Origin of the sequence: Selenomonas sp. CM52 (assembly GCF_000292955.1) — a bacterium.
In the GTDB taxonomy this organism is placed as follows: domain Bacteria; phylum Bacillota; class Negativicutes; order Selenomonadales; family Selenomonadaceae; genus Selenomonas.
The window spans coordinates 40,111-59,617 of sequence record NZ_ALNM01000019.1 but is presented as its reverse complement, the minus strand read 5'-3'; the positions used below and the strand labels follow the sequence as shown (position 1 = coordinate 59,617).

The 19,507-nt window shown below is 58.9% G+C and carries 21 protein-coding genes; 1 reads left to right on the top strand and 20 read right to left on the bottom strand.

Annotated features, from left to right (window positions below; translation table 11 throughout):
* Nucleotides 1-8 precede the first annotated feature (8 nt).
* The 7 genes from HMPREF1153_RS04110 to HMPREF1153_RS04080 all read right to left on the bottom strand — a co-directional run bounded on the left by HMPREF1153_RS04110 (nucleotide 9) and on the right by HMPREF1153_RS04080 (nucleotide 5,244).
* Nucleotides 9-857: a 4-hydroxybenzoate octaprenyltransferase gene (locus HMPREF1153_RS04110; protein WP_009645718.1), complete on the bottom strand. Its 849-nt coding sequence runs from the start codon at nucleotides 855-857 to the stop codon at nucleotides 9-11.
* A complete protein-coding gene (locus HMPREF1153_RS04105) occupies nucleotides 850-2,310 on the bottom strand; it encodes a menaquinone biosynthesis decarboxylase (protein WP_009645724.1) in 1,461 nt (486 codons plus the stop codon). Before HMPREF1153_RS04105 ends, HMPREF1153_RS04110 begins: the two co-directional genes overlap by 8 nt.
* 12 nt (nucleotides 2,311-2,322) lie before the next feature.
* The gene (gene tatC / locus HMPREF1153_RS04100; RefSeq protein WP_009645668.1) at nucleotides 2,323-3,165 is read right to left on the bottom strand and encodes a twin-arginine translocase subunit TatC; all 843 of its coding nucleotides are present in this window, start codon (nucleotides 3,163-3,165) and stop codon (nucleotides 2,323-2,325) included.
* Complete coding sequence (locus HMPREF1153_RS04095) at nucleotides 3,162-3,365, bottom strand: Sec-independent protein translocase subunit TatA/TatB (RefSeq protein WP_009645737.1); 204 nt, start codon at nucleotides 3,363-3,365, stop codon at nucleotides 3,162-3,164. The genes tatC and HMPREF1153_RS04095 overlap by 4 nt, the downstream gene beginning before the upstream one ends.
* Before the next feature lie 3 nt (nucleotides 3,366-3,368).
* Nucleotides 3,369-3,689, bottom strand: coding sequence for a twin-arginine translocase TatA/TatE family subunit (gene tatA, locus HMPREF1153_RS04090; RefSeq protein ID WP_009645664.1), 321 nt, complete (start codon nucleotides 3,687-3,689; stop codon nucleotides 3,369-3,371).
* Between the two features lie 56 nt (nucleotides 3,690-3,745).
* Nucleotides 3,746-4,720, bottom strand: coding sequence for a polyprenyl synthetase family protein (locus HMPREF1153_RS04085; RefSeq protein WP_009645626.1), 975 nt, complete (start codon nucleotides 4,718-4,720; stop codon nucleotides 3,746-3,748).
* A 92-nt stretch (nucleotides 4,721-4,812) separates the two neighbouring features.
* Nucleotides 4,813-5,244 carry an RrF2 family transcriptional regulator gene (locus tag HMPREF1153_RS04080; RefSeq protein WP_009645666.1) on the bottom strand — a complete coding sequence of 144 codons (432 nt, stop codon included), beginning with the start codon at nucleotides 5,242-5,244 and terminating at the stop codon, nucleotides 4,813-4,815.
* Nucleotides 5,245-5,442: 198 nt separating this feature from the next.
* Here HMPREF1153_RS04080 and deoD point away from each other — a divergent pair, with 198 nt between their 5' ends.
* Nucleotides 5,443-6,156, top strand: coding sequence for a purine-nucleoside phosphorylase (gene deoD, locus HMPREF1153_RS04075; protein ID WP_009645618.1), 714 nt, complete (start codon nucleotides 5,443-5,445; stop codon nucleotides 6,154-6,156).
* A 104-nt stretch (nucleotides 6,157-6,260) separates the two neighbouring features.
* Here deoD and HMPREF1153_RS04070 read toward each other — a convergent pair whose 3' ends face one another.
* The 13 genes from HMPREF1153_RS04070 to HMPREF1153_RS04010 all read right to left on the bottom strand — a co-directional run bounded on the left by HMPREF1153_RS04070 (nucleotide 6,261) and on the right by HMPREF1153_RS04010 (nucleotide 19,500).
* Entirely contained in the window at nucleotides 6,261-6,890 is a 630-nt protein-coding gene (locus tag HMPREF1153_RS04070; protein WP_009645735.1) for a hypothetical protein, read from the bottom strand.
* Nucleotides 6,891-7,078: 188 nt separating this feature from the next.
* The gene (locus tag HMPREF1153_RS04065; protein WP_009645662.1) at nucleotides 7,079-8,248 is read right to left on the bottom strand and encodes a cation diffusion facilitator family transporter; all 1,170 of its coding nucleotides are present in this window, start codon (nucleotides 8,246-8,248) and stop codon (nucleotides 7,079-7,081) included.
* Between the two features lie 6 nt (nucleotides 8,249-8,254).
* Nucleotides 8,255-9,652 (bottom strand): aminopeptidase, encoded by a 1,398-nt coding sequence (locus tag HMPREF1153_RS04060; protein ID WP_009645688.1) that lies wholly within the window; start codon nucleotides 9,650-9,652, stop codon nucleotides 8,255-8,257.
* A gap of 23 nt (nucleotides 9,653-9,675) precedes the next feature.
* The gene (dusB, locus tag HMPREF1153_RS04055) at nucleotides 9,676-10,632 is read right to left on the bottom strand and encodes a tRNA dihydrouridine synthase DusB (protein WP_009645657.1); all 957 of its coding nucleotides are present in this window, start codon (nucleotides 10,630-10,632) and stop codon (nucleotides 9,676-9,678) included.
* Nucleotides 10,629-11,399, bottom strand: coding sequence for a type III pantothenate kinase (locus tag HMPREF1153_RS04050; RefSeq protein WP_009645673.1), 771 nt, complete (start codon nucleotides 11,397-11,399; stop codon nucleotides 10,629-10,631). Before HMPREF1153_RS04050 ends, dusB begins: the two co-directional genes overlap by 4 nt.
* A gap of 61 nt (nucleotides 11,400-11,460) precedes the next feature.
* Nucleotides 11,461-12,441 (bottom strand): biotin--[acetyl-CoA-carboxylase] ligase, encoded by a 981-nt coding sequence (locus tag HMPREF1153_RS04045; protein WP_009645620.1) that lies wholly within the window; start codon nucleotides 12,439-12,441, stop codon nucleotides 11,461-11,463.
* Nucleotides 12,442-12,521: 80 nt separating this feature from the next.
* On the bottom strand, nucleotides 12,522-14,513 hold the full coding sequence (ftsH, locus tag HMPREF1153_RS04040) for an ATP-dependent zinc metalloprotease FtsH (protein ID WP_009645732.1): 1,992 nt from the start codon (nucleotides 14,511-14,513) through the stop codon (nucleotides 12,522-12,524).
* Between the two features lie 220 nt (nucleotides 14,514-14,733).
* A complete protein-coding gene (gene hpt / locus HMPREF1153_RS04035; protein WP_006192960.1) occupies nucleotides 14,734-15,273 on the bottom strand; it encodes a hypoxanthine phosphoribosyltransferase in 540 nt (179 codons plus the stop codon).
* Nucleotides 15,239-16,741 (bottom strand): tRNA lysidine(34) synthetase TilS, encoded by a 1,503-nt coding sequence (tilS, locus tag HMPREF1153_RS04030; protein ID WP_009645617.1) that lies wholly within the window; start codon nucleotides 16,739-16,741, stop codon nucleotides 15,239-15,241. The genes hpt and tilS overlap by 35 nt, the downstream gene beginning before the upstream one ends.
* A 113-nt stretch (nucleotides 16,742-16,854) precedes the next feature.
* Entirely contained in the window at nucleotides 16,855-17,310 is a 456-nt protein-coding gene (locus tag HMPREF1153_RS04025) for a S1 domain-containing RNA-binding protein (RefSeq protein ID WP_009645720.1), read from the bottom strand.
* A gap of 197 nt (nucleotides 17,311-17,507) precedes the next feature.
* A complete protein-coding gene (locus tag HMPREF1153_RS04020) occupies nucleotides 17,508-17,804 on the bottom strand; it encodes an FtsB family cell division protein (RefSeq protein WP_009645704.1) in 297 nt (98 codons plus the stop codon).
* 79 nt (nucleotides 17,805-17,883) lie between these two features.
* On the bottom strand, nucleotides 17,884-18,330 hold the full coding sequence (locus HMPREF1153_RS04015; RefSeq protein ID WP_009645636.1) for a hypothetical protein: 447 nt from the start codon (nucleotides 18,328-18,330) through the stop codon (nucleotides 17,884-17,886).
* A gap of 39 nt (nucleotides 18,331-18,369) precedes the next feature.
* Entirely contained in the window at nucleotides 18,370-19,500 is a 1,131-nt protein-coding gene (locus tag HMPREF1153_RS04010) for an MGDG synthase family glycosyltransferase (protein WP_009645697.1), read from the bottom strand.
* Nucleotides 19,501-19,507: the final 7 nt, after the last annotated feature.

Below are 19,507 nucleotides of genomic sequence, written 5' to 3'. Positions count from 1 at the left end.
CTCCCCCATCAAACGTACAAGCTCGCCACGGTAAAGATGAGCATGGCGATAGAAACGATGCCGTTGCGCATGAAGTAGCGCTGCGTGACGCGGCTGTAGTCGTCAGCACTCACGATGCGGTGCTGGTAGACGAGCGTTCCTGCCGCGACGCCGACACCGATGAAGTACGGCCACTGCAGTTCCATGAGGATGCCGAGGCCATAGAAGCACGCGATGCTTGCGGCGTGCACGAAGCGGCAGATGACGAGCGCACCGTGCGCCGTGAACTGCGTCGCCAGCGAGTGAAGCCCCTCCGAGCGGTCGAACGCCTCGTCCTGCGAACCGTAGACGGCATCGAACGCGCCGATCCAGAGCGCCACAGCGACGCAGAGGACGACGGCAGGCAGAGGAAGCTCTCCCGTCACCGCGACCCAACTGCCCGCCGGCGCCATGGCGATGGCGATTCCCAGCACCAAGTGACACAGGAATGTGAAGCGCTTCGTATACGGATAGATCAAGAACGGCACGACGGCGACGGGCAGAAGCCAAAGACAGACTGGTCTGAGCTGCGCCACCGCCAAGATACAGACGATGAGATAAAAAACGATCGAGATCTTCGCCTCGCGCGGCTTCAAGTCGCCGCGCACCATGGCGCGTGAGGCGAGCCGCGGCTGCTTCTTGTCGTACTTCAAGTCGGCGAGGTTGTCCAAGGCGAGCGCCGCGCTCCTCGCGCCTGCGATGGCGACCGTGATCCAGACGAGATCCATCACGGGCGGCATCCCCCCCGCCGCCAAAAATGCGCTCATGTAGGCAAACGGCAGGGCGAAGACGATATGATGGAGCGCGATGTTGTTGATGTGCGCACCGAGTTTAGCCAAGTCCGAGTTCCCTCCACTTCGCATCGACACGCGCCTTGACCTCGTCCGTCATGACGATCTCGTCCGGCCATTCGCGCGTATGCCCCTCTTCCGGCCACGACTTCGTCGCATCGATGCCGAGTTTCGTGCCCCACTTCGCCATCGGCGAGGAGTGATCGAGCACGTCGAGAGGTCCTTCGACCATCTCAAGGTCGTACTTCGCGTCGATGTTGTTGAAGACACGCCACCAGACTTCCTTCATGTCCTGCACGTTCACATGCGCGTCGACGACGATGATCATCTTGCAGAACATCATCTGCCCCATGCCCCAGATCGCATGCATGACGCGGCGCGCCTGCATCGGGTACGTCTTCTTGATGGAGACGACGCAGCAGTCGTGGAACACGCCTTCGAGCGGCATATTGATGTCGACGATCTCGGGCACCATCTGCTGCAAAAGAGGCAGGAAGATGCGCTCCGTCGCCTTCGCGAGGAAGCAGTCCTCCATCGGCGGCTTGCCGACGATCGTCGCCGGATAAATCGGATTCTTGCGGTGCGTGATGCAGGTGATGTGAAACACGGGGTAATCGTCCGCCAGAGAATAATAGCCTGTGTGGTCGCCGAACGGCCCTTCGCGGCGGCGTTCGCTTTCCAGCACATAGCCTTCCAAGACGATCTCGCTCGTCGCCGGCACCTCGATGTCGACCGTCTTGCACTTGACAAGCTCGACCGACTTGTGGCGCAGAAAGCCCGCGAAAACCATCTCGTCGATGTCGCGCGGCAGGGGCGCCGTCGCGGCATACGTGAGGACGGGATCCGTGCCGATGGCAACGGCGACCTCGATGCGGTCCTTGCCCTGCTCTTTCGCCGCGCGGAAGTTCTCCGCGCCGTTTTTATGAATATGCCAGTGCATACCCGTCGTATTCTTGTCGTATTTTTGCAGACGGTACATGCCGACGTTGCGCTTGCCCGTCTCGGGATTCTTCGTAAAGACGAGCGGCAGCGTGATGAAGGGGCCGCCGTCCTCAGGCCAGCACTTCAAGATCGGCAGGATGTCGAGCGACGGATTATCCATCTCTACGACTTCCTGGCACGGCGCTTTCTTAACGTACTTGGGGAAGTTCACCGCCTTGCGCATCTTCGGAATGAGCGTGACGAGATCCATCTTGTTCGCGAGCGAGATCTTCGGCAGACGCATGAAATCGCGCAGATCATCGGCGATCTCGTCAAGACTCTCGACGCCCAGAGCGATGCTCATGCGTTCCATGCTGCCGAAAGCGTTCATGAGCACGGGCATGTCGTAGCCCTTGACGTTCTCAAAGAGCAGCGCGACGTTCTTCTCGCCCTCCATCTTGGAAACACGGTCGGTGATCTCGGTGATTTCGAGTTCGGCGTCAACCTCCGTCTTGATGCGGCGCAAAAGCCCGCGCGATTCCAGTTCCTCGATAAACTCGCGTAAATCCTTGAAAGCCACGAATATTCCTCCTTATTTGCGCAAAACAAAACGAACGATGACGTAGCTGATCTCATAGAGGAGGATCATGGGCACGGCGATCATCGTCTGAGAAAAAACATCGGGTGTCGGGGAAATGACAGCGCCGATGACGAAAGACAGAAACACCACGATGCGCTGCTGCTTCCAGAGAAAGGCAGAGCCGACGAACCCGAGCTTCGCGAGAACCACGATGATGAGCGGCAGTTCAAAGATGCAGCCGAAAGGCAGGATGAACGCCAACACGAAGTCAAGGTACTTTCCTAAGGAAAAAAGCGGCTCCAGATTGTCCGTGCCGAAGCCTATGAAGAATCGGATGGCTGCGGGCAATACAAGGGTGAAGGAAAAGGCGATGCCGACGACGAAGAGCACGACGGAAAGCGGCACGATGAGAAGCAGCGCCTTTCTCTCGCGCACGGTCAAAGCCGGCAAGATGAAGCGCCAAATCTCGTAAAAAATGACGGGCAAAGCGAGCAAAAAGCCGCCAAAGACCGCAATCTTCAGATAGGTGAAGAACGCCTCTGCCGGCTGCATGTAGTAGAGTTTTCCCGCAGGCGCCGTCAAGCAGCGCATGATCTCGTCGATGTAGAAATAGGCGACGCCGCTGCCGACGGCGACGGCGGCAATCGAATAGATCAGCCGCTTCCGCAGTTCTTCGAGATGCGCGATGATGGACATGCTGCCGTCCTTGCGCTCCTCCGACGCCTGCTGCCCCATTTGTTCTCGCGGCTCAGACGGCTGCTGCATCGGCGACTCGGGCGGCTGCTGCATCGGCGGCTCGTGCCCTGCCTGTCCATCGTTCAAGCCTTGCGGCTGCTCATGCTTTTCGTACGTCATTTTTCGCTCTTCTCATCTTTTTTAGCAAGCGTCGACGACTCGGGCGTGACGTCGACGGTGCTCTTTTCGCCCTCGTCCTTGCCTTCCTTGAACTCCTTCACGCTCCTGCCGAGCGCCTTGCCGATCTCAGGCAGTTTGCGCGGGCCGAAAATGATGAGTGCAACGAGGAGAATGGCTCCAAGCTCATAAAGGCTCAGCATTTTCTATCTCCCCTCGCTTTCCTGCTTCTTCGCTGCATCGCCTTCTGCGGCAGTCGTCTGCGCCCCATTCACCGGCTCGGGTGCAAGCGGCTGCTGCCCCGCCGGCGGTTCGGCAATCGTCTGCATCGGCGGCTGCTGCACACTCGGCGGCGCGGCGCTTTCGATCGGCTTATTCACGTCGGACATCAGATTGTTCGTCGCCTTTTTGAACTCGCTGAGACCCTTGCCAACGGCACGGCCGATCTCGGGCAATTTGCCCGGACCGAATACCACAAGCGCAATGATGAGAATGAGGATGAGCTCAGGAAAGCCCAAATTAAACATAGCTTTTCCCCCTTAAAGAACTGCACAAGTCAGGCCTTGCATATTTCAAGCAAAACTTACGATTCGCGCTTCGCGATGTAGTCCGCCGCCTTGCAGAAGGTATCACGCACCTTGTCGGGCAGAACGGCAGGCAGAGCCTCCTTCGCCTCGATCAGGAACTCGCGCACCTTGGCACGCGCATATTCGATGCCGTCGGAAGCACGCACGATGGCGAGTGCGCGCTCGACGTCTTCGCGCGTCATCGAAGGATTCGTCACGATGGAAAGAAGTTCTTCGCGTTCGGAGCTGACCTCAAGCGCACGAATCACGGGCAAAGTCACGATACCCTCATGGATGTCGTTGCCCGCAGGCTTGCCGATCTTCTTCTCGTTCGAGGTCAGGTCGAGAAGGTCGTCCGTGATCTGGAACGCCATACCGACGTACTTGCCGTAGGCATGAAGCCCCCGTTCCGCCTCCGCGCCGAGATTCGTCGCGATGGCGCCAAGCTCGCAGCAGATGGCGAGGAAATTCGCCGTCTTCTTCGCTATGCGCTCATAATACTCCTCGACATCACGCGAGGCGCGATAAAGTTCCTTGTTCTGGATGATCTCGCCCGAGCTGAGATCCATGATGAGCTGCGCGATACGCCTCGAAACGCGCTCGCCGAAGCCGTTCTCAACGATGAGAAGAAACGCTCTCGCGAAGAAGTAGTCGCCCGAGAGAATCGCCTGTTGATTGCCCCACATGGCATTTGCCGTCACCGCGCCGCGCCGTGTATCGGCATGATCGAGCACATCGTCATGGACGAGCGACGCCATGTGGATCAGTTCGAGTGCAACGGCGAGCGGCATCATTTTTTTCGCGTCAAAATCCTTGCCGGAGCGTGCCGCAAGCAAAAAGAGCGCAGGGCGCAGCCTCTTGCCGCCGGACTTCACAAGATGCGTGCCGATCTCCGTGATGCGATCTACAGGCGAGACGACCGCCTGCAGAAGCTCTTCTTCAAGCAAGGCAAGGTCTTTCTTTATCAAGAGAAACATCGAATGGATGAACATCCCATCACCTACATGCCTACAATTTCATAATGCTCTCATAAGTGTACACCATTCAAGCATTTTTGTCATGAATTTTCTTTTTGGGAACAGTGCTAATCGATTTTCTCATCGAGTTCCCTTTGCTTCTCGATGAGATCGGCAAGCGAGACATGATCAATGACGTCCTTCATTGCCTCATGCAGCTTTTGCCACAGAAGAAGCGTTGCACATCGTTCGTGCCTTGGACAGTCGTTCTCCTCCATGTCCATACAGGCAACGGGGGCGAGACTGCCCTCAATTAAATGCAGGATGCTGCCCGCCGTATATTCCTGCGGTGAACGCATCAAGCGATAGCCGCCCTGCGGTCCGCGGCTGCTCTTGACGAAGCCCGCTTTGTTCAGCACGGAGACAATCTGCTCCAGATACTTTTCCGAGATCTCCTGTCTTCGCGCAATATCCTTGATGCGCACAGGCTCGTTCTGCCCGTTCATGGCGATATCCATCATGAGCCGCAGCGCATATCGCCCTCTCGTCGAAATCTTCATGTCTTTTCCTCCGCTTGGATTTTTCCTGCGTTTCTCGTGGAAGCACGGATAAACTCAGAACTCTCTTGTATATCGTTCCTATATGATATGTTTATGCACGTTCTATTATAGCGCATTTTCTTCTCTCTGTCTCCCTTGCAAATTCCTGTGCATCCCTTATAATATTCTTATGAATACCATTCCAAGGAGGAGTCCATCATGCCAACACCACACAACTCCGCTGAAGTCGGCGATATTGCCGAGCGCATTCTGCTGCCTGGCGATCCCCTGCGTGCGAAGTACATCGCTGAAAACTTTCTCACGGACGCTAAAGAATACTCGCATGTGCGCAATGTGCTCGGCTATACGGGAAGCTACAAGGGCACGCCCGTTTCCGTGCAGGGCACGGGCATGGGCATGCCGTCCATCGCTATCTATGTGCATGAGCTGATCAACGTCTACGGTGTAAAGAAGCTCATCCGCGTCGGCAGCTGCGGTGCGCTCGCCAAGGATCTCCACATCCGCGATGTCGTCATCGCGCAGGGAACGACGACGGATTCTTCCATGCCGAAAAACATCTTCGGCACATCCGTCAACTTCGCACCGCTCGCCGATTTCTCGCTGTTAGAAAATGCCGTACATCATGCGCGCGAAAAACATCTGCCCGTGCGCGTCGGCAACGTGCTGTCGCAGGATCGCTTCTACGACGACGAGATCGACTTCGCCAAACTCCTCAGCTACGGCGTGCTCGCCGCCGAGATGGAAACGGCGGCGCTCTACCTGATCGCAGCCAAATTCGACGTACAGGCGCTCGGTATCTTCACGGTCAGCGACCACATCACCTGCGACGAAGCGCGTGCAACGCCCGAAGAGCGCGAACGCTCCTTCAACGACATGATCGAGCTTGCCTTGGAAAGCATCCTCAAGGAATGAAAACAAAGAAGCCGCACGGCAACATGCTGTGCGGTTTCTTTTCGCTCTCATGCAAACAAAACCGTCCGCCATGTTCAAAAGGCGGACGGTTTTGTGTATGCAGCTTACTGATGCAAAGAGGCATACGACCAATCATTGACGCCCAGCATGCGGATGGAGATTCTCATGCCGGCAGTCGTCGGATGCAGAGACAGTGCGAAGTATTTCTCCGTACCGTGGTCGTTGATCTTGAAGATGCTGTCGAAGTGGTTTCCTACACCATAGAAACTCAGGAACGTCATCGGATAGGTGTTGAACGTCCCATTGCGGAAAAAGGCGACGAGGTTATTGTCAGCGTCGTACCAATGACCATCAAGGTAATCGTAGGCGCTGTCGGGCACTTGGAACCATTCCTTGTGGACGTTGACGCCGTTCAAGTGTACCGTCGGGCGGAAGAACGGGTTGTTCTTCTCCTTGTCGTTTGCCGCCGCATTGGAATATTCGACGGGCACGTTGCGGAAGCCGTTCGGTTCCTGCACCTGCACGGCCGCAGCAAAATTGCCGGGGCTGCCCGCCATCGTGATCATATCCATGCGGAAGGTATTGAGCCTGCCGTCGCGCACGATGGCAAAGAGATTACCGTTGTCGTCGTACCAGTTCCCCTCAAGGAGATCCAACTCGGAATATGCGTGCGCCTGCGGCGTCGCCAAGAAGAGCGAACACGCGAAAAGCGCAGCAGCAAGGAATTTTTTCATGTTTTCTGCCTCCTGATTTCAAAATTATTGCCTACATCAAGTATTTTTATTCTTCATCAAGGCTTAAACTCCTGCTTCTTTGCCTAAACTACCCAAATTTTAAGGAAACGATGATAAGACGAAATCGCCCAGACTCGTGAAGATGGACGGCTGAATTTATCAGCGGTTCCTGAAGGAAGGAACTTTGTTCAACAGAAGAAGCGGTCGACGCGAATCACAGGATGATAGATTGGATGACGTTCCTCAATTTCCCGTGTAAGGAAGAAACGCACATCTTCGTTCGTCATCTTGCATGCAGGAGCAACTTCAACGTCAAAGATGAGTTTCTTGCCGCCGCCCTTTGCTGTCGTCATGCGAAAGTCATGGATGGATTCACCCAACTTGTTCTCGCGCATGATGGCCTCCACCTCTGCACGCGCACGCTCAACCTCAGGATCGTCCGTGACGACAGGATCCATGTGGACGGTCACGATGATGTGATACTTCCTGCGCAGAAGTTCTTCGACTCCGTCGATGATCTCGTGCGCTTTGAGGAAGTCCATCGAAGCAGGCACCTCGGCATGCACCGAAGCGAAGATGCGCCCTGGGCCGTAGTCGTGGATGATGATGTCATGCACGCCCGTGATCGCGCGGTGCTTGAGCACCGTCTTCTCGATTCCCTCGACGAGCGCGGGATCGGGCGGCTGTCCGAGAAGCGGCTGCAGCGTGTCGCGCGCTGCCTCCCAGCCACTGTGCAGAATAAAGAGCGCGACGAGGACGCCCGCCCAGCCGTCGATGTCGATTCCCGTCGCATAATGGAACGCGAGGCTGGCGACGACGACGACGGTCGCGATGCAGTCGTTCAGACTGTCCGCCGCCGCCGCACGGATCGCCGCTGAATCGATGCGCTCGCCGATCGTCTTGTTGAAGCGGCCGAGCCAGAGCTGCAGCGCGATGGACGCCGTGAGGATCACGAGCATCGAAACGCTCACCTCGGGCGGTTCGGGCGCGAGGATCTTCTCTACGGAAGCTTCCAATAGCTTAAAGCCGATCAGAAGGATCAGCCCCGCGATACAGAAGCCTGCAATGTACTCGACCCTGCCGTGCCCAAAGGGATGCTCGGCATCCGCCGGCTTCGCCGCGAGACGAAAGCCCAGGAGCGTCGCAATGGACGCCGCTGCATCGGCGAGGTTGTGCACGGCGTCGGCGACGACGGAGACGGCACCACTCATGAGACCGAGCGCAAGTTTGATGGCACTGAGGAGGAAATTGACTGCTATGCCGACGCGGCCGCTCAGATTCCCGTAGGCAAAGCGCACCTCGGGCAATGCCGTCTTGTCATGGTTCTTGACGAAACGGCGGAAAAGAACTTCGTACATGCCGCTTTATGCCTCCGCGAGAAACGCGGCGTACCCTTTCTTCACTTCGTAGACATCGACCTTGCTCGTGACTTCCCACGGCGCATGCATTGAGAGCACCGCGACGCCGCTGTCGATGACCTGCATGCCGTAGAGCGCCATGATGTAGGCGATCGTGCCGCCGCCGCCGAGATCGACCTTGCCGAGTTCGGCGGACTGGTAGCGCACGCCGCGCGCATCGAGCATGGCGCGAAGTTCGCCCAGATATTCGGCATTCGCATCGTTCGAGCCGGACTTGCCGCGCGAACCCGTAAACTTATTGAAGACCATGCCGCGCCCGAGGTAGGCGACGTTGCGCTTGTCGAAGGCCTCGGCGTAGAGCGCGTCATAGCCCGAGGAAACGTCGGACGAGAGCATCTTGGACGAGGCGAGCGCACGGCGCACGGCAAGTTCCGAATATTGGCCGAGCGCATTCATGAGTTCGGCGAGCATGTTCTCGAAGAAGTGCGAGCGCATGCCCGTCGCGCCGACGCTGCCGATCTCCTCCTTGTCGACGAGCAGGCAGCACGCCGTGCGCTTCGAGGGCTTCGTCTCAAGCATGGCAGCGAGCGATGTGTAGGAGCACACGCGGTCATCCTGCCCGTAACCGAGGATCATGCTGCGGTCGAAGCCCATCTCGCGAGCCGCACCTGCGGGTACGAAGGAAAGCTCCGCTGACAGGAAGTCTTCTTCTTCGATGCCGTACTTTTCCTGCAGCAGATGAAGCACGTTCTTCTGCACAGCCTCCTTTTCCTCGCCCGCAAGCGGCAGCGTGCCGACGAGCACATCGAGCTTCTCGCCTTCGACGACCTTGTCCGCCGACTTCTTGAGCTGCTCCTGCGACAGGTGCACAAGAAGATCGGTCACGCAGAAGGTCGGCTCGGACGCATCTTCGCCGATGACGATGTCCTGCACCGTGCCGTCCTTCTTGGCGACGACGCCATGCAGCGCGAGGGGAACCGTGACCCACTGATACTTCTTGATGCCGCCGTAATAATGCGTATCGAGGTAGGCGAGACCACCGTCCTCATAGAGCGGGTTCTGCTTGACATCGAGGCGGCACGTGTCGATGTGTGCACCGAGAATCGCCAGGCCGTTTTCCAGCGGCTCCGTGCCGACATGAAAGAGCGCGATCGCCTTCTTCATGTAGGCGTAGTAAACCTTCGCGCCGGGTGCGATTTTCCTTCCGGAACGCACGATTTCTTCAAGATCCTCGTAGCCTGCCGCCTGCGCCTGCCGGATGATCTCGCGCACGCTCTCGCGCTCCGTCTTGCACTTCGTCAAAAACTCGATGTAGCCTTTGGAAAGTGTCTCAAGCTCCTTTTTCTCAGCTTCGGAGTACGCACTCCAAGGCAGTTCCTTCTTCTTGTCCTTCGTTTCTGCCATAATATCACCTTTCTATAAATGTCTTATGCCAAATTTTCCAAGATCGCGGCGAAATCCGCTCTCGTTTCCGCGCGATTGAAAAGCTCTCTGAGACGCGCACCGTTCTTCATGCCGCGCGTGTACCACGTCGCATGCTTTCGCATCTCGCGCGGCCCGACGTAGTCGCCCTTCGTTTCGAGCAGCATGTCGAGGTGGCGCAGGATGAGCGCACGCCGCTCGGAGGCCGTCGGCGGCGCAGCAACCTCGCCCGTACGCAGGAAGCCCGCCATCTCACGAAAGAGCCACGGATTTCCCTGCGCGGCTCTGCCGACCATCACGCCGTCGGCATCCGTCGCCTCGAAGATGCGCACGAGATCGACGACGCTTCGGACATCGCCGTTCGCGATGACGGGAATGGCGACACGCTCCTTCACGGCGCGGATGATTGCCCAATCCGCCTCGCCGCTGTAGAACTGCTCGCGCGTCCTGCCGTGCACGGCGATGGCGTCGACGCCCGCAGCTTCGGCGCGCGCGGCAATCTCCACCGCGTTGACGTGCGCCGCGTCCCAGCCCTTTCGAATCTTCACCGTCACGGGCAGATTGACGGCACGCTTCAATGCCTTCAAGATGCGCTCGGCACGCACAGGATCGAGGAGCAGCGCCGATCCCTCGCCGTTCTTGACGATCTTCGGCGCGGGACAGCCCATGTTGAAGTCGATGACGTCGGCGACGCCGAGGCTCTCGACATAGGCGGCAGCACGCGCCACAGCTTCCGGCTCATTGCCGAAAAGCTGCATGGCCAGAGGTCGCTCACGCGGATCGGTCTGAAGCATCTTGAGCGTGCGCTCGTTTCGGTAGTTGATGCCATTCGTGCTGACCATCTCCGTGTAGACGAGCGGGCAGCCCATCTCGTGAACGAGGATGCGGTACGCCATGTCCGTCACACCCGCCATCGGTGCGAGAAAGACGGGTACGGGAAAATCGAGCCTGCCGAGCCTCATTCGGCGTTCCTCTCATAGAGGACGCGAAGTCCCGTGAGCGTCAGGAAATGATCGATCTTGTCGATCGTCTTCGATTCGCGCGAAACCATGCGTGCGTAGCCGCCCGTCGCGACGACCTTGATCTCGTCGTAGCCCATCTCCTTCTTCATGCGGCGCACGATCTCGTCGATCTGCCCGACGTAGCCGTAGATGATACCAGCCTGCATACCGCTGACCGTGTTGCGGCTGATGATGCGCTTCGGCGTCACCAGCTCGATGCGCGGCAATCTCGCGGCGCGCTGGAAGAGCGCGTCCGCAGAACTCGACAGCCCCGGCGCGATGACGCCGCCGAGGAAGTCGCCGTTCGGCGCGACGACGTCGAAGGTTGTCGCCGTGCCGATGTCGATGACAATCAAGGGTCCGCCGTACTGCTCGAAAGCACCCGCGACGTTGACGATGCGGTCGGCGCCGATCTCGCGTGGATTCTCATAGGAAATGCGGAAGCCCGTCTTGATGCCCGGCCCCACGACGAGCGGATGGATGTGGAAGTAGCGCTCGCACATCTTGATCATCGGCACCATCAGAGGCGGCACGACGGACGATATGATGATCGACCTCACCTGCTCCATGCGGATGTTCTGATACGCGAAGAGGTTGTTGATGAGCATGCCATACTCGTCGCCCGTCTTCTGCCTGTCCGTCGAGATGCGCCAATGGCGCAGGAGCTTCTTCCCCTCGTAGGTGCCCATCACGATATTGCTGTTTCCTATGTCAAAAACAAGTAACATTCTCCATCCTCCCAGACTGCACTGCCCCTAGGCAGGCTAGAAAAGGCACATTTCCCATGATCTACGCCTTCTTCGGGCGAATCGACACGTCGCCCGCGAGCACGCGGCGCACACCGCCCTCCGTCTCAACGAGCAGCGCGCCCTCTTCGTCGATATCGATCGCTCTGCCGTCGAAGCTGTCCTTGCCTATGGCGCCGATGACATGAACCTCCTGCCCGAGCGTCACGGCATACTCGCGCCAGCGCGCGATAATGGGCGCGAATCCGTCTTCTTCCAGTACGATGCAAAGCTCATCGAACGCTTCGAGAACCGCTTGGAAGAAGGCGACGCGCGGCAGTTTCTCCCCCTTCATGATGGAAAGCGACGTCGCCTTATCGCGCAGTTCCTCGGGGAACTCCTTCTCCTCCATATTGACATTGATGCCCGTGCCGATGACGATGTAGTTGATGCGGTCGATCTCGGCGCTCATCTCCGTCAGGATGCCCGTGAGTTTTTTCCCCTCGTGCAGGATGTCGTTCGGCCACTTGATCTCCGCCTTGAGACCAAACCGCTTCATCGCCATCGCCACAGCGACGGCGGCAAGAAGCGTGCACTTCGGCGCTTCCTGCGGCAGGATGTGCGGGCGCAGAATCACCGAAAACCAGATGCCCTTGCCCGCAGGCGAGAAGTACGACCGCTCCAAGCGTCCGCGCCCCTTACCCTGCGACTCCGCCACGACGACGGTGCCCGCTGCTGCGCCCTTTTGCGCAAGCTGCTTCGCCACTTGATTCGTCGAATCGATCTCTTCAAAAAAGACGATGTCCTTGGCGATGAAGCGTGTCCTAAGGCCGTTCTTGATCTCCCCAGGCAGCAGGCAGTCGGGCGTCTCCTCCAAGGCGTAGCCGCTTCTCGACCGACTCTTGATCCCATAGCCTGCCTCACGAAGCTCCTTGATGTGCTTCCAGACGGCGGTGCGCGAAACGCCGAGCCTCTTGGCGATCTCCTCGCCTGACATGTACTCTTCGCCCGCCTTGCGCAAAAGCTCTAAAATCCTAGAGCGCAAATTCATCCCTCCTGACGAAAAGGGCTGTTTCCTGGAAACAGCCCTCTGTCTTTGAAGCGCGGGAATCTTCCCGACTTCTCCTATCCGTCATGCCGCGTCACATTGAGTTTGGGCGCAACTTCCTTCACTTCCACTTCTTCCTCCGCCGCCTCTTCCACCGGCTTCCTAAGCTCGGCATCCGCAGGACGGTGCAGCGGCTCAAGGATCACGCCGTCGTGATCGTCGGGTTCGTTCACATCCTCTTCGGGCTTCTTGTCCTTTTCCGTGATCTTTCCCGTCTCGACGAGTTCCTCCAGCTCGGAAGCTTCGAGCGTTTCACGCTCGATCAGAGCCTGTGCGATGAGGTCGAGCTTGTCGCGGTTGTCGATGATGATCTTGCGGCACGCTTCGTACGCCTCATCGATGTAGCGGCGCACCTCCTTGTCGATCTCGCTCGCGACCTCTTCCGAGTAGTTCCTCTGATGATTGAGATCGCGTCCCAAGAACACCTGATGCTCGGCACTCTCGCCGTAGGAAATCGGCCCCAAGACATCGCTCATGCCGTACTGCGTGATCATGCTGCGCACGATGCGCGACGCATGCTGGATGTCCTGCGAAGCGCCCGTCGAAATCTCCTTCAAGACGACCTCTTCGGCGACGCGTCCGCCCATCGCGACCTTGAGCTTGTCCATGAGTTCCGAGCGCGTCGCGTAGGAGCGATCCTCCTTGGGCAGCATCAGCGTGTAGCCGCCCGCCCTGCCGCGCGGAATGATCGTGACCTTGTGCACGGGATCGGCGTTCGGCAGGAGCATGCCGACGAGCGTATGACCGCCCTCGTGATACGCCGTCAGTTCCTTCTCCTTGTCCGTCATGACCTTCGAGCGGCGCTCCGGTCCCGCCATGACGCGCTCGATGGACTCTTCCAGCTCGTTCATGCCGATGCGCTTCTTGTCGCGCCGCGCTGTCAGGAGAGCCGCCTCGTTCACGAGGTTCGACAGATCCGCGCCCGTGAAGCCCGGCGTGCGCCGCGCGAGGATGTCGAGATCGACATCACTCGTCAGAGGCTTGCCCTTCGAGTGAACCTTCAGGATCGCGAGCCTGCCGCGCACATCGGGCTTGTCGACGACGATCTGTCGGTCGAAGCGACCGGGGCGCAGAAGCGCGGGATCAAGGATGTCGGGGCGGTTCGTCGCCGCCATGATGATGATGCCTTCATTGGCCGCGAAGCCGTCCATCTCGACGAGAAGCTGATTGAGCGTCTGCTCGCGCTCGTCGTGACCACCGCCGACGCCTGCACCGCGCTGGCGGCCGACGGCGTCGATCTCGTCGATGAAGACGATGCACGGCGCGTTCTTCTTCGCCTGATCAAAGAGATCGCGCACGCGCGAAGCACCGACGCCGACGAACATCTCAACGAAATCCGAGCCGCTGATCGTGAAGAACGGCACGCCCGCCTCGCCCGCGACGGCGCGTGCGAGCAGCGTCTTGCCCGTGCCCGGGGGGCCGTAGAGCAGCACGCCCTTTGGGATGCGTGCGCCGAGGTCGTTGAACTTCTTCGGATGCTTGAGGAATTCAACGACCTCCTCAAGCTCCTGCTTCGCCTCGTCTGCACCCGCCACATCCTCGAACGTGACCTTCATCTTGTCGCTCGCCGTCATGCGCGCACGGCTCTTGCCAAAAGACATCACGCGGCCGCCGCCGCCCTGCGTCTGCTGCATGATGAAGAACCAGACGCCGATCAACAGAAGAATCGGCAGGATCGAAGAGAACATCGTCGACCACCACGGCGTTTCCGCCGGGCGCTCCGCCTTGATCTCGACATTCTTCTCCTGCAGGGTCTTGAGGAAGTTCGTATCCTGATTCGGCGCATCGGGCGTGATCGTCAGGAATTCCGTGCCGTCCGTCAGCGTACCCTTGACGACGTTGTGCTCAAGCGTGACCTTCGCGACCTCGCCATTTTGCACCTGCTGCAGAAAATCCGAATAGTTGACCTCGTTCGTCACCACCTCGCGCGTCTGAAAATAGTCAATCGCGGAGATGGCGATCAAGATGATCAGCAGATAGAACACCACACTGCGAAAAAGTTTATTCAATCGGTCATCCTCCTGTTCCAAAACAATGCTTTAAGGAAAAGCCGGAAAGTCACGGCATTTCACCAAAATCCCCATATCATGTTTCAGCAAAAGGCGACGAAAGCGCCTTTTGACTCACACAACAAAAAACCTCTACAGCGTTTCATTATAGCATTAAAACAAGTGTTATACAAACCCTTTCGCACGATATTCGAATATTTCACAGAAGGCGCATGCCGGCTCATTTGCTGTAGATTTCAGGCTTCAGGATGCCGAGGTACGGCAGGTTTCTGTACTTTTGATCGTAGTCAAGCCCATAGCCAACGAGGAAGGCGTCGGGCACTTCCGCACCGCAGTAGTCGACTTTCACATCGACCTTGCGCCGAGACGGCTTGCTCAAAAGCGAGCAGAGCTTGACGCTCTTCGCCTTTCGATGTCGGAAGTTCTCCATCAGATAGTGCATGGAAAGCCCCGAATCCACAATGTCCTCGATGAGCAGGATGTTGCGCCCCGCGACGCTCTTCGCGAGGTCGAGGAGGATCTGCACATCGCCCGTCGAACTCGTACCGCCGCCGTAGCTCGAAAGCTGCATGAAATCGAGCGTCACGGGCAGATCGATGGCGCGCACGAGGTCGGCGTAGAAGAGCACGGCGCCCTTCAGAATGCCGACGGCGTAGATCTCCTCGCCTGCATAATCGCGCGTGATCTCGCGCCCGAGCCGCTCCACCATCTCGGCGAGCTGCGCCTCATCGAAAAGAATCTTCTCCAAGTCGTTGTGCATGATCGTATGCTCCTTCTTCAAAAATGGCACGAAGCCGTACCATCGATTCATCTTCCTTCACCAGCGCGGACGAAAAACGCCGCACGCCTACCGCCCAGATGACCTCCCCCTCGCAGACGACGAGCGGCACGCGATCGCGCGCGGTGCGCGGCACATGCTCGTCGATGAAGAAATCCTTGAGCTTCTTCTTGCCGCAGGGAAGGCGCACGCGGTCGCCCGCGCGGCGCGTGCGCACGACGGCTGCGGCAAGGACGCGAGACGGCAGATAGATTTCCGAGCGCCCGTCCGTCTGCGTGCGCTCGCGGGCAAAATCCGCGACGAGCGCGACGCCGAGCGCGGGCAGACGCGTCACCCCTGGCGCTCGAAGCGGCACGCCGCTCAAAAGCTCGCTCTCCGCCATGCCGCCCGCCGTCCTGCGCGTGGAAGCCGACCTGCCTCCTGCACCGCCTTCCTTATGGGCAGTACGAAGCTCATCGACAAAAAAGACGCCCCTTTTTCCATCGAGGAAAAAGCGCACACAGCCGGGCAAGTCCCACGAGAGGCCGCCCCTTCCTTCCACCATCATGCGGCGCACTTGCTCGACCTGCCGCCAGCCCCAATCGTGCGACTCATCGACGAAGGTGTGCGCAGCAAGGCGCACGATGCGCCGCTGCAAGGCGAGCGGCTCGGCGCGAAACGCCGTGCGCGAAAGCGCACGGCTCTCGTGCGCCGCGCCCGCTGCCCGCCCCTCTCTGCAGACGACGCGCGAAAATGCCGCTTGCGCCATCTCATCGAGCAGAGCGTCGTCCGCGCGGGCAGCCTCCGCGAGGCGCACGAGCGCCGCGCCCGCCGACGCGTTGACATGCGCGGCGAGACGCGGCAGGATCTCCAGCCGCAGATAGTTGCGCCGCGCATCCGCCGCATCGTTCGTCGCATCGTGGCGCACCTCGATGCCATGCACCGCGCAGTAAGCGACAAGCTCCTCCTTCGTGCAGGCGAGCAGGGGGCGCACGACATCGCCCGTGCGCGGCCTCATGCCCACGAGGCCGTGCAGCCCCGCGCCGCGCAGGATATGCTGCAGCACCGTCTCCGCCTGATCGTCTGCATGATGCGCGACAGCGATCACCTGAGCGCCTACATGCGCCTTTACACGACGCAAAAAAGCGTAGCGCAGTTCGCGTGCCGCCGTTTCCAGCGACATCCTGCGCTCTTTCGCATACTGCGGCACATCCGCCGCCTCCACGCTGCAGGCAACGCCCTTCGTTCGGCAGAATGCAGCGACATAGTCCGCATCCTCGCGCGACGCCTCGCCGCGAATGCCGTGCTCGAAATGCGCGACATGCACGGAAAGCGCCAGCCGCTCCTGCAAATGCACCAGCAGATCGAGCAGCGCCATCGAGTCTGCGCCGCCCGAGACGGCGACCACGATGGAAGAGCCATGCGCCAGAAGTCCATGCTCCTCGCAAAAAGCCAAGACCTTATTCAGCATGAGATTCTCCCATCTGCCGCTATCCGGCAAGCTCTGTACTACTCTTCCCCAGTACGTCTCTCAAGACCATAAACAGGAAAAGCACTCCTTGTAAGAGTGCTTTTCTCATGTCGTCAATCCCTGCGTGAACCGCGGCCGCCGCGCTTGGAATCCGTCTTGCGGCGCAAGTCCGTCAGCCTTTCATCGCTGTCCTTGAGGAAGCGCGACAACTTGTCTTCAAAGGAGGCACTGCCCGGACCGAAACGCCCCTGCCGCCTAAAGTCCCCACTCGCACCGCGGCGCGGCGGCATCGGACGGCGCGGAACTTCGCCGACCTTCTTCTCCATCGGTTTCTTTTCCTGCAGTTGCTTGATGGAAAGCCCGATCTTGCCGCGATCGTCGATCGTCAAGACCTTGACCTTCACCTTGTCCTTCTCCTTGAGGAAATCATGGACGTCCCGCACATACTCATCAGCGACCTCAGAGATATGGACAAGACCGACCTTCCCCTCAGGCAGCTCGACGAACGCTCCAAAATTCGTAATGCCCGTCACAACACCCTCAACAATACTGCCTACTTCAATGGACAAATTATTTCCTCCTTAATTATACTGTGGGAATCGCCGACTGCGTCAGCACCCACCATCCCAGCGTCTTCTCCCGCGCTGAGCGTGCTTTCTTATTATACTCTTGCGCCTTTTGCGCTGTCAAGAAAATCCGCGCGTGAAACGAGAAAACAAAAAGAGACCGCTGCATGCGTCTCAGCGACTCATGCGGCAGCCTCTTCTCACTTTTTCGCGATATACGGCAGCTCGCCCTCGTGTGTCATGCCGAGTTCTTCGCGTGCCGTCTTCTCGATGTAGACGGGATCGTCGAGCTTTGCCTTGAGATCCTTAAGCTCTGCGTTCTCCCGCTGCGCTGTTTCCAGACGTTGCTGCGCCGCCGCACAGTCGCGGTCAAGCTCGTTCAGGTGAATCTGCTGATCGATCATCGTGTAGGAGAAGTACCCGAGCACGCAAAGGATGACGACGACGAACCAGTCGAGTCGGTGTCCCCTGCGCTTGCTTTCCGTTACCATCTCCATCACGACCTTCCGTGCACATCGATGCGCTTCTCCTGCCCGTACAGCTGCACGGAGCATCTTCTTTCTGCGATCGGGACGGCTACTTCTCCGCCCACTGGAAATATTCTGTCGTCGCTATGCGACGAAATATGGAATCGCAGCTCGCACAGCGAAAGTGCGGCGAGACGTTTTCCATATCCGCCTTGCCGTCCACGAGATGAACGGGCTGCCATTCGACGAGGTCGAGCTGCCCGCCGCAGCGAGGGCACGGCGCGTGTCCCTCGGCGTCAACGCGCAGAATCGTCGGCGTGAGATCGCCGACTGCCTTGATTTTCGGCATGTCAAACACATCGTAATAACCCGAATTCAGAAGCTCGCGGTAAAACACTCTGCAGTTGTCGCATTCGTAGCGCGGCTTCACACTTTCCAAATCCGCCTTGCCGCCCCGAATCATGACCGTGCCGCCCTCAACCGTGCGAAGTGGCCTGCCGCACTGCGGACAGAGAAACGCGCCGTTCGCGTCCTTTTCCAATTTCGATACTGCCACAAAAACCACCCTCGCCCGAAATCGTAAAAACCATATTCGTCAACCGACGCTTGCGCCTGCCATCTGCAGAAACTGTGCGATCTCCTGCGCCGCTGCGGGGCGGCTTGCGAGAAGCGCCGCCTCGCGCATGGAGGCGAGACGCGACGCGTCCCCCAACAACCCCATGACGAGAGCCGCCAGATTCTCGCCCTTGCCGAGCCAAACCGCCGTACCGCGCTCGCTTGCAATCATCGCATTCTCAAGCTCCGGCCCTGGAATCGGCTCATGCAGGATCAGCGGCACGCCCATCGCCCACGCCTCGCTGATGGTCAATGCGCCAGGCTTCGATATGAGAAGCGCTGCAACCGCCATCAGATCAGGCACCGCATTGGTGTACCCCCAGGCGCGAACCGCATGGTGCGAGCGCACGGCGTGTGCTTTGACCCAAGCAAGAAGGCGCTCGTTCTTCCCTGCAACAACGAGGATCTGCAGCTTTTCTGCGACATCCTCAAGCTTTTCAAGAGACTGAGCCACATCGCCGAGTCCAAGCCCGCCGCCCATGACGAGGATTGTAGGAAGCGACTCGCTGAGTCCCAGCCTTTCGCAAATCGCCGCACGGTCAAAATCTGCTGGGGACAGCGGCAGAATCGGAATGCCCGTCGCATGAACCGCCGTCGCTGCACAGCCTTCCTTGACGAGGCTGCGCCGCATCCTCTCCGTCGCGACAAAGAAGGCGTCGACACCCGGATAGAACCACATGCGATGCACGCTGTAGTCCGTAAGAACCGTGGCAAAAAAGAAATCTTCCTCACCACTCTTCTTGAGACACGACGCCGCACCCTCGGGAAACGGATGCGTGCAGATCACCGTGTCCGCTGCATGGAGACGCACAAGTCTGCGCATGTTGCGCTTCGTCAAGGAAGCGATGAGCTTCTGCACGGGCGAAGCGCCCTGCCTGTGCCCCGTGAAACGATAGAGTAGCTGGTAAAGGTTCGGCATGAAGTGCAGCATCTTCAGATAGGCCGCCTTCATGAACCAAGTGACCCATGCCGTATCGCGCCTCGTGAAGTCGACGACCGTCACATGCGCCTTCGGCTCCGCCCGCAAAAGAGCCGCTGCCAAGGCTTCCGCCGCCTTCATGTGTCCAGAGCCGATCGACGCCGCTACGATCAGATAGCTGCGAGCCGCCATAACCGAC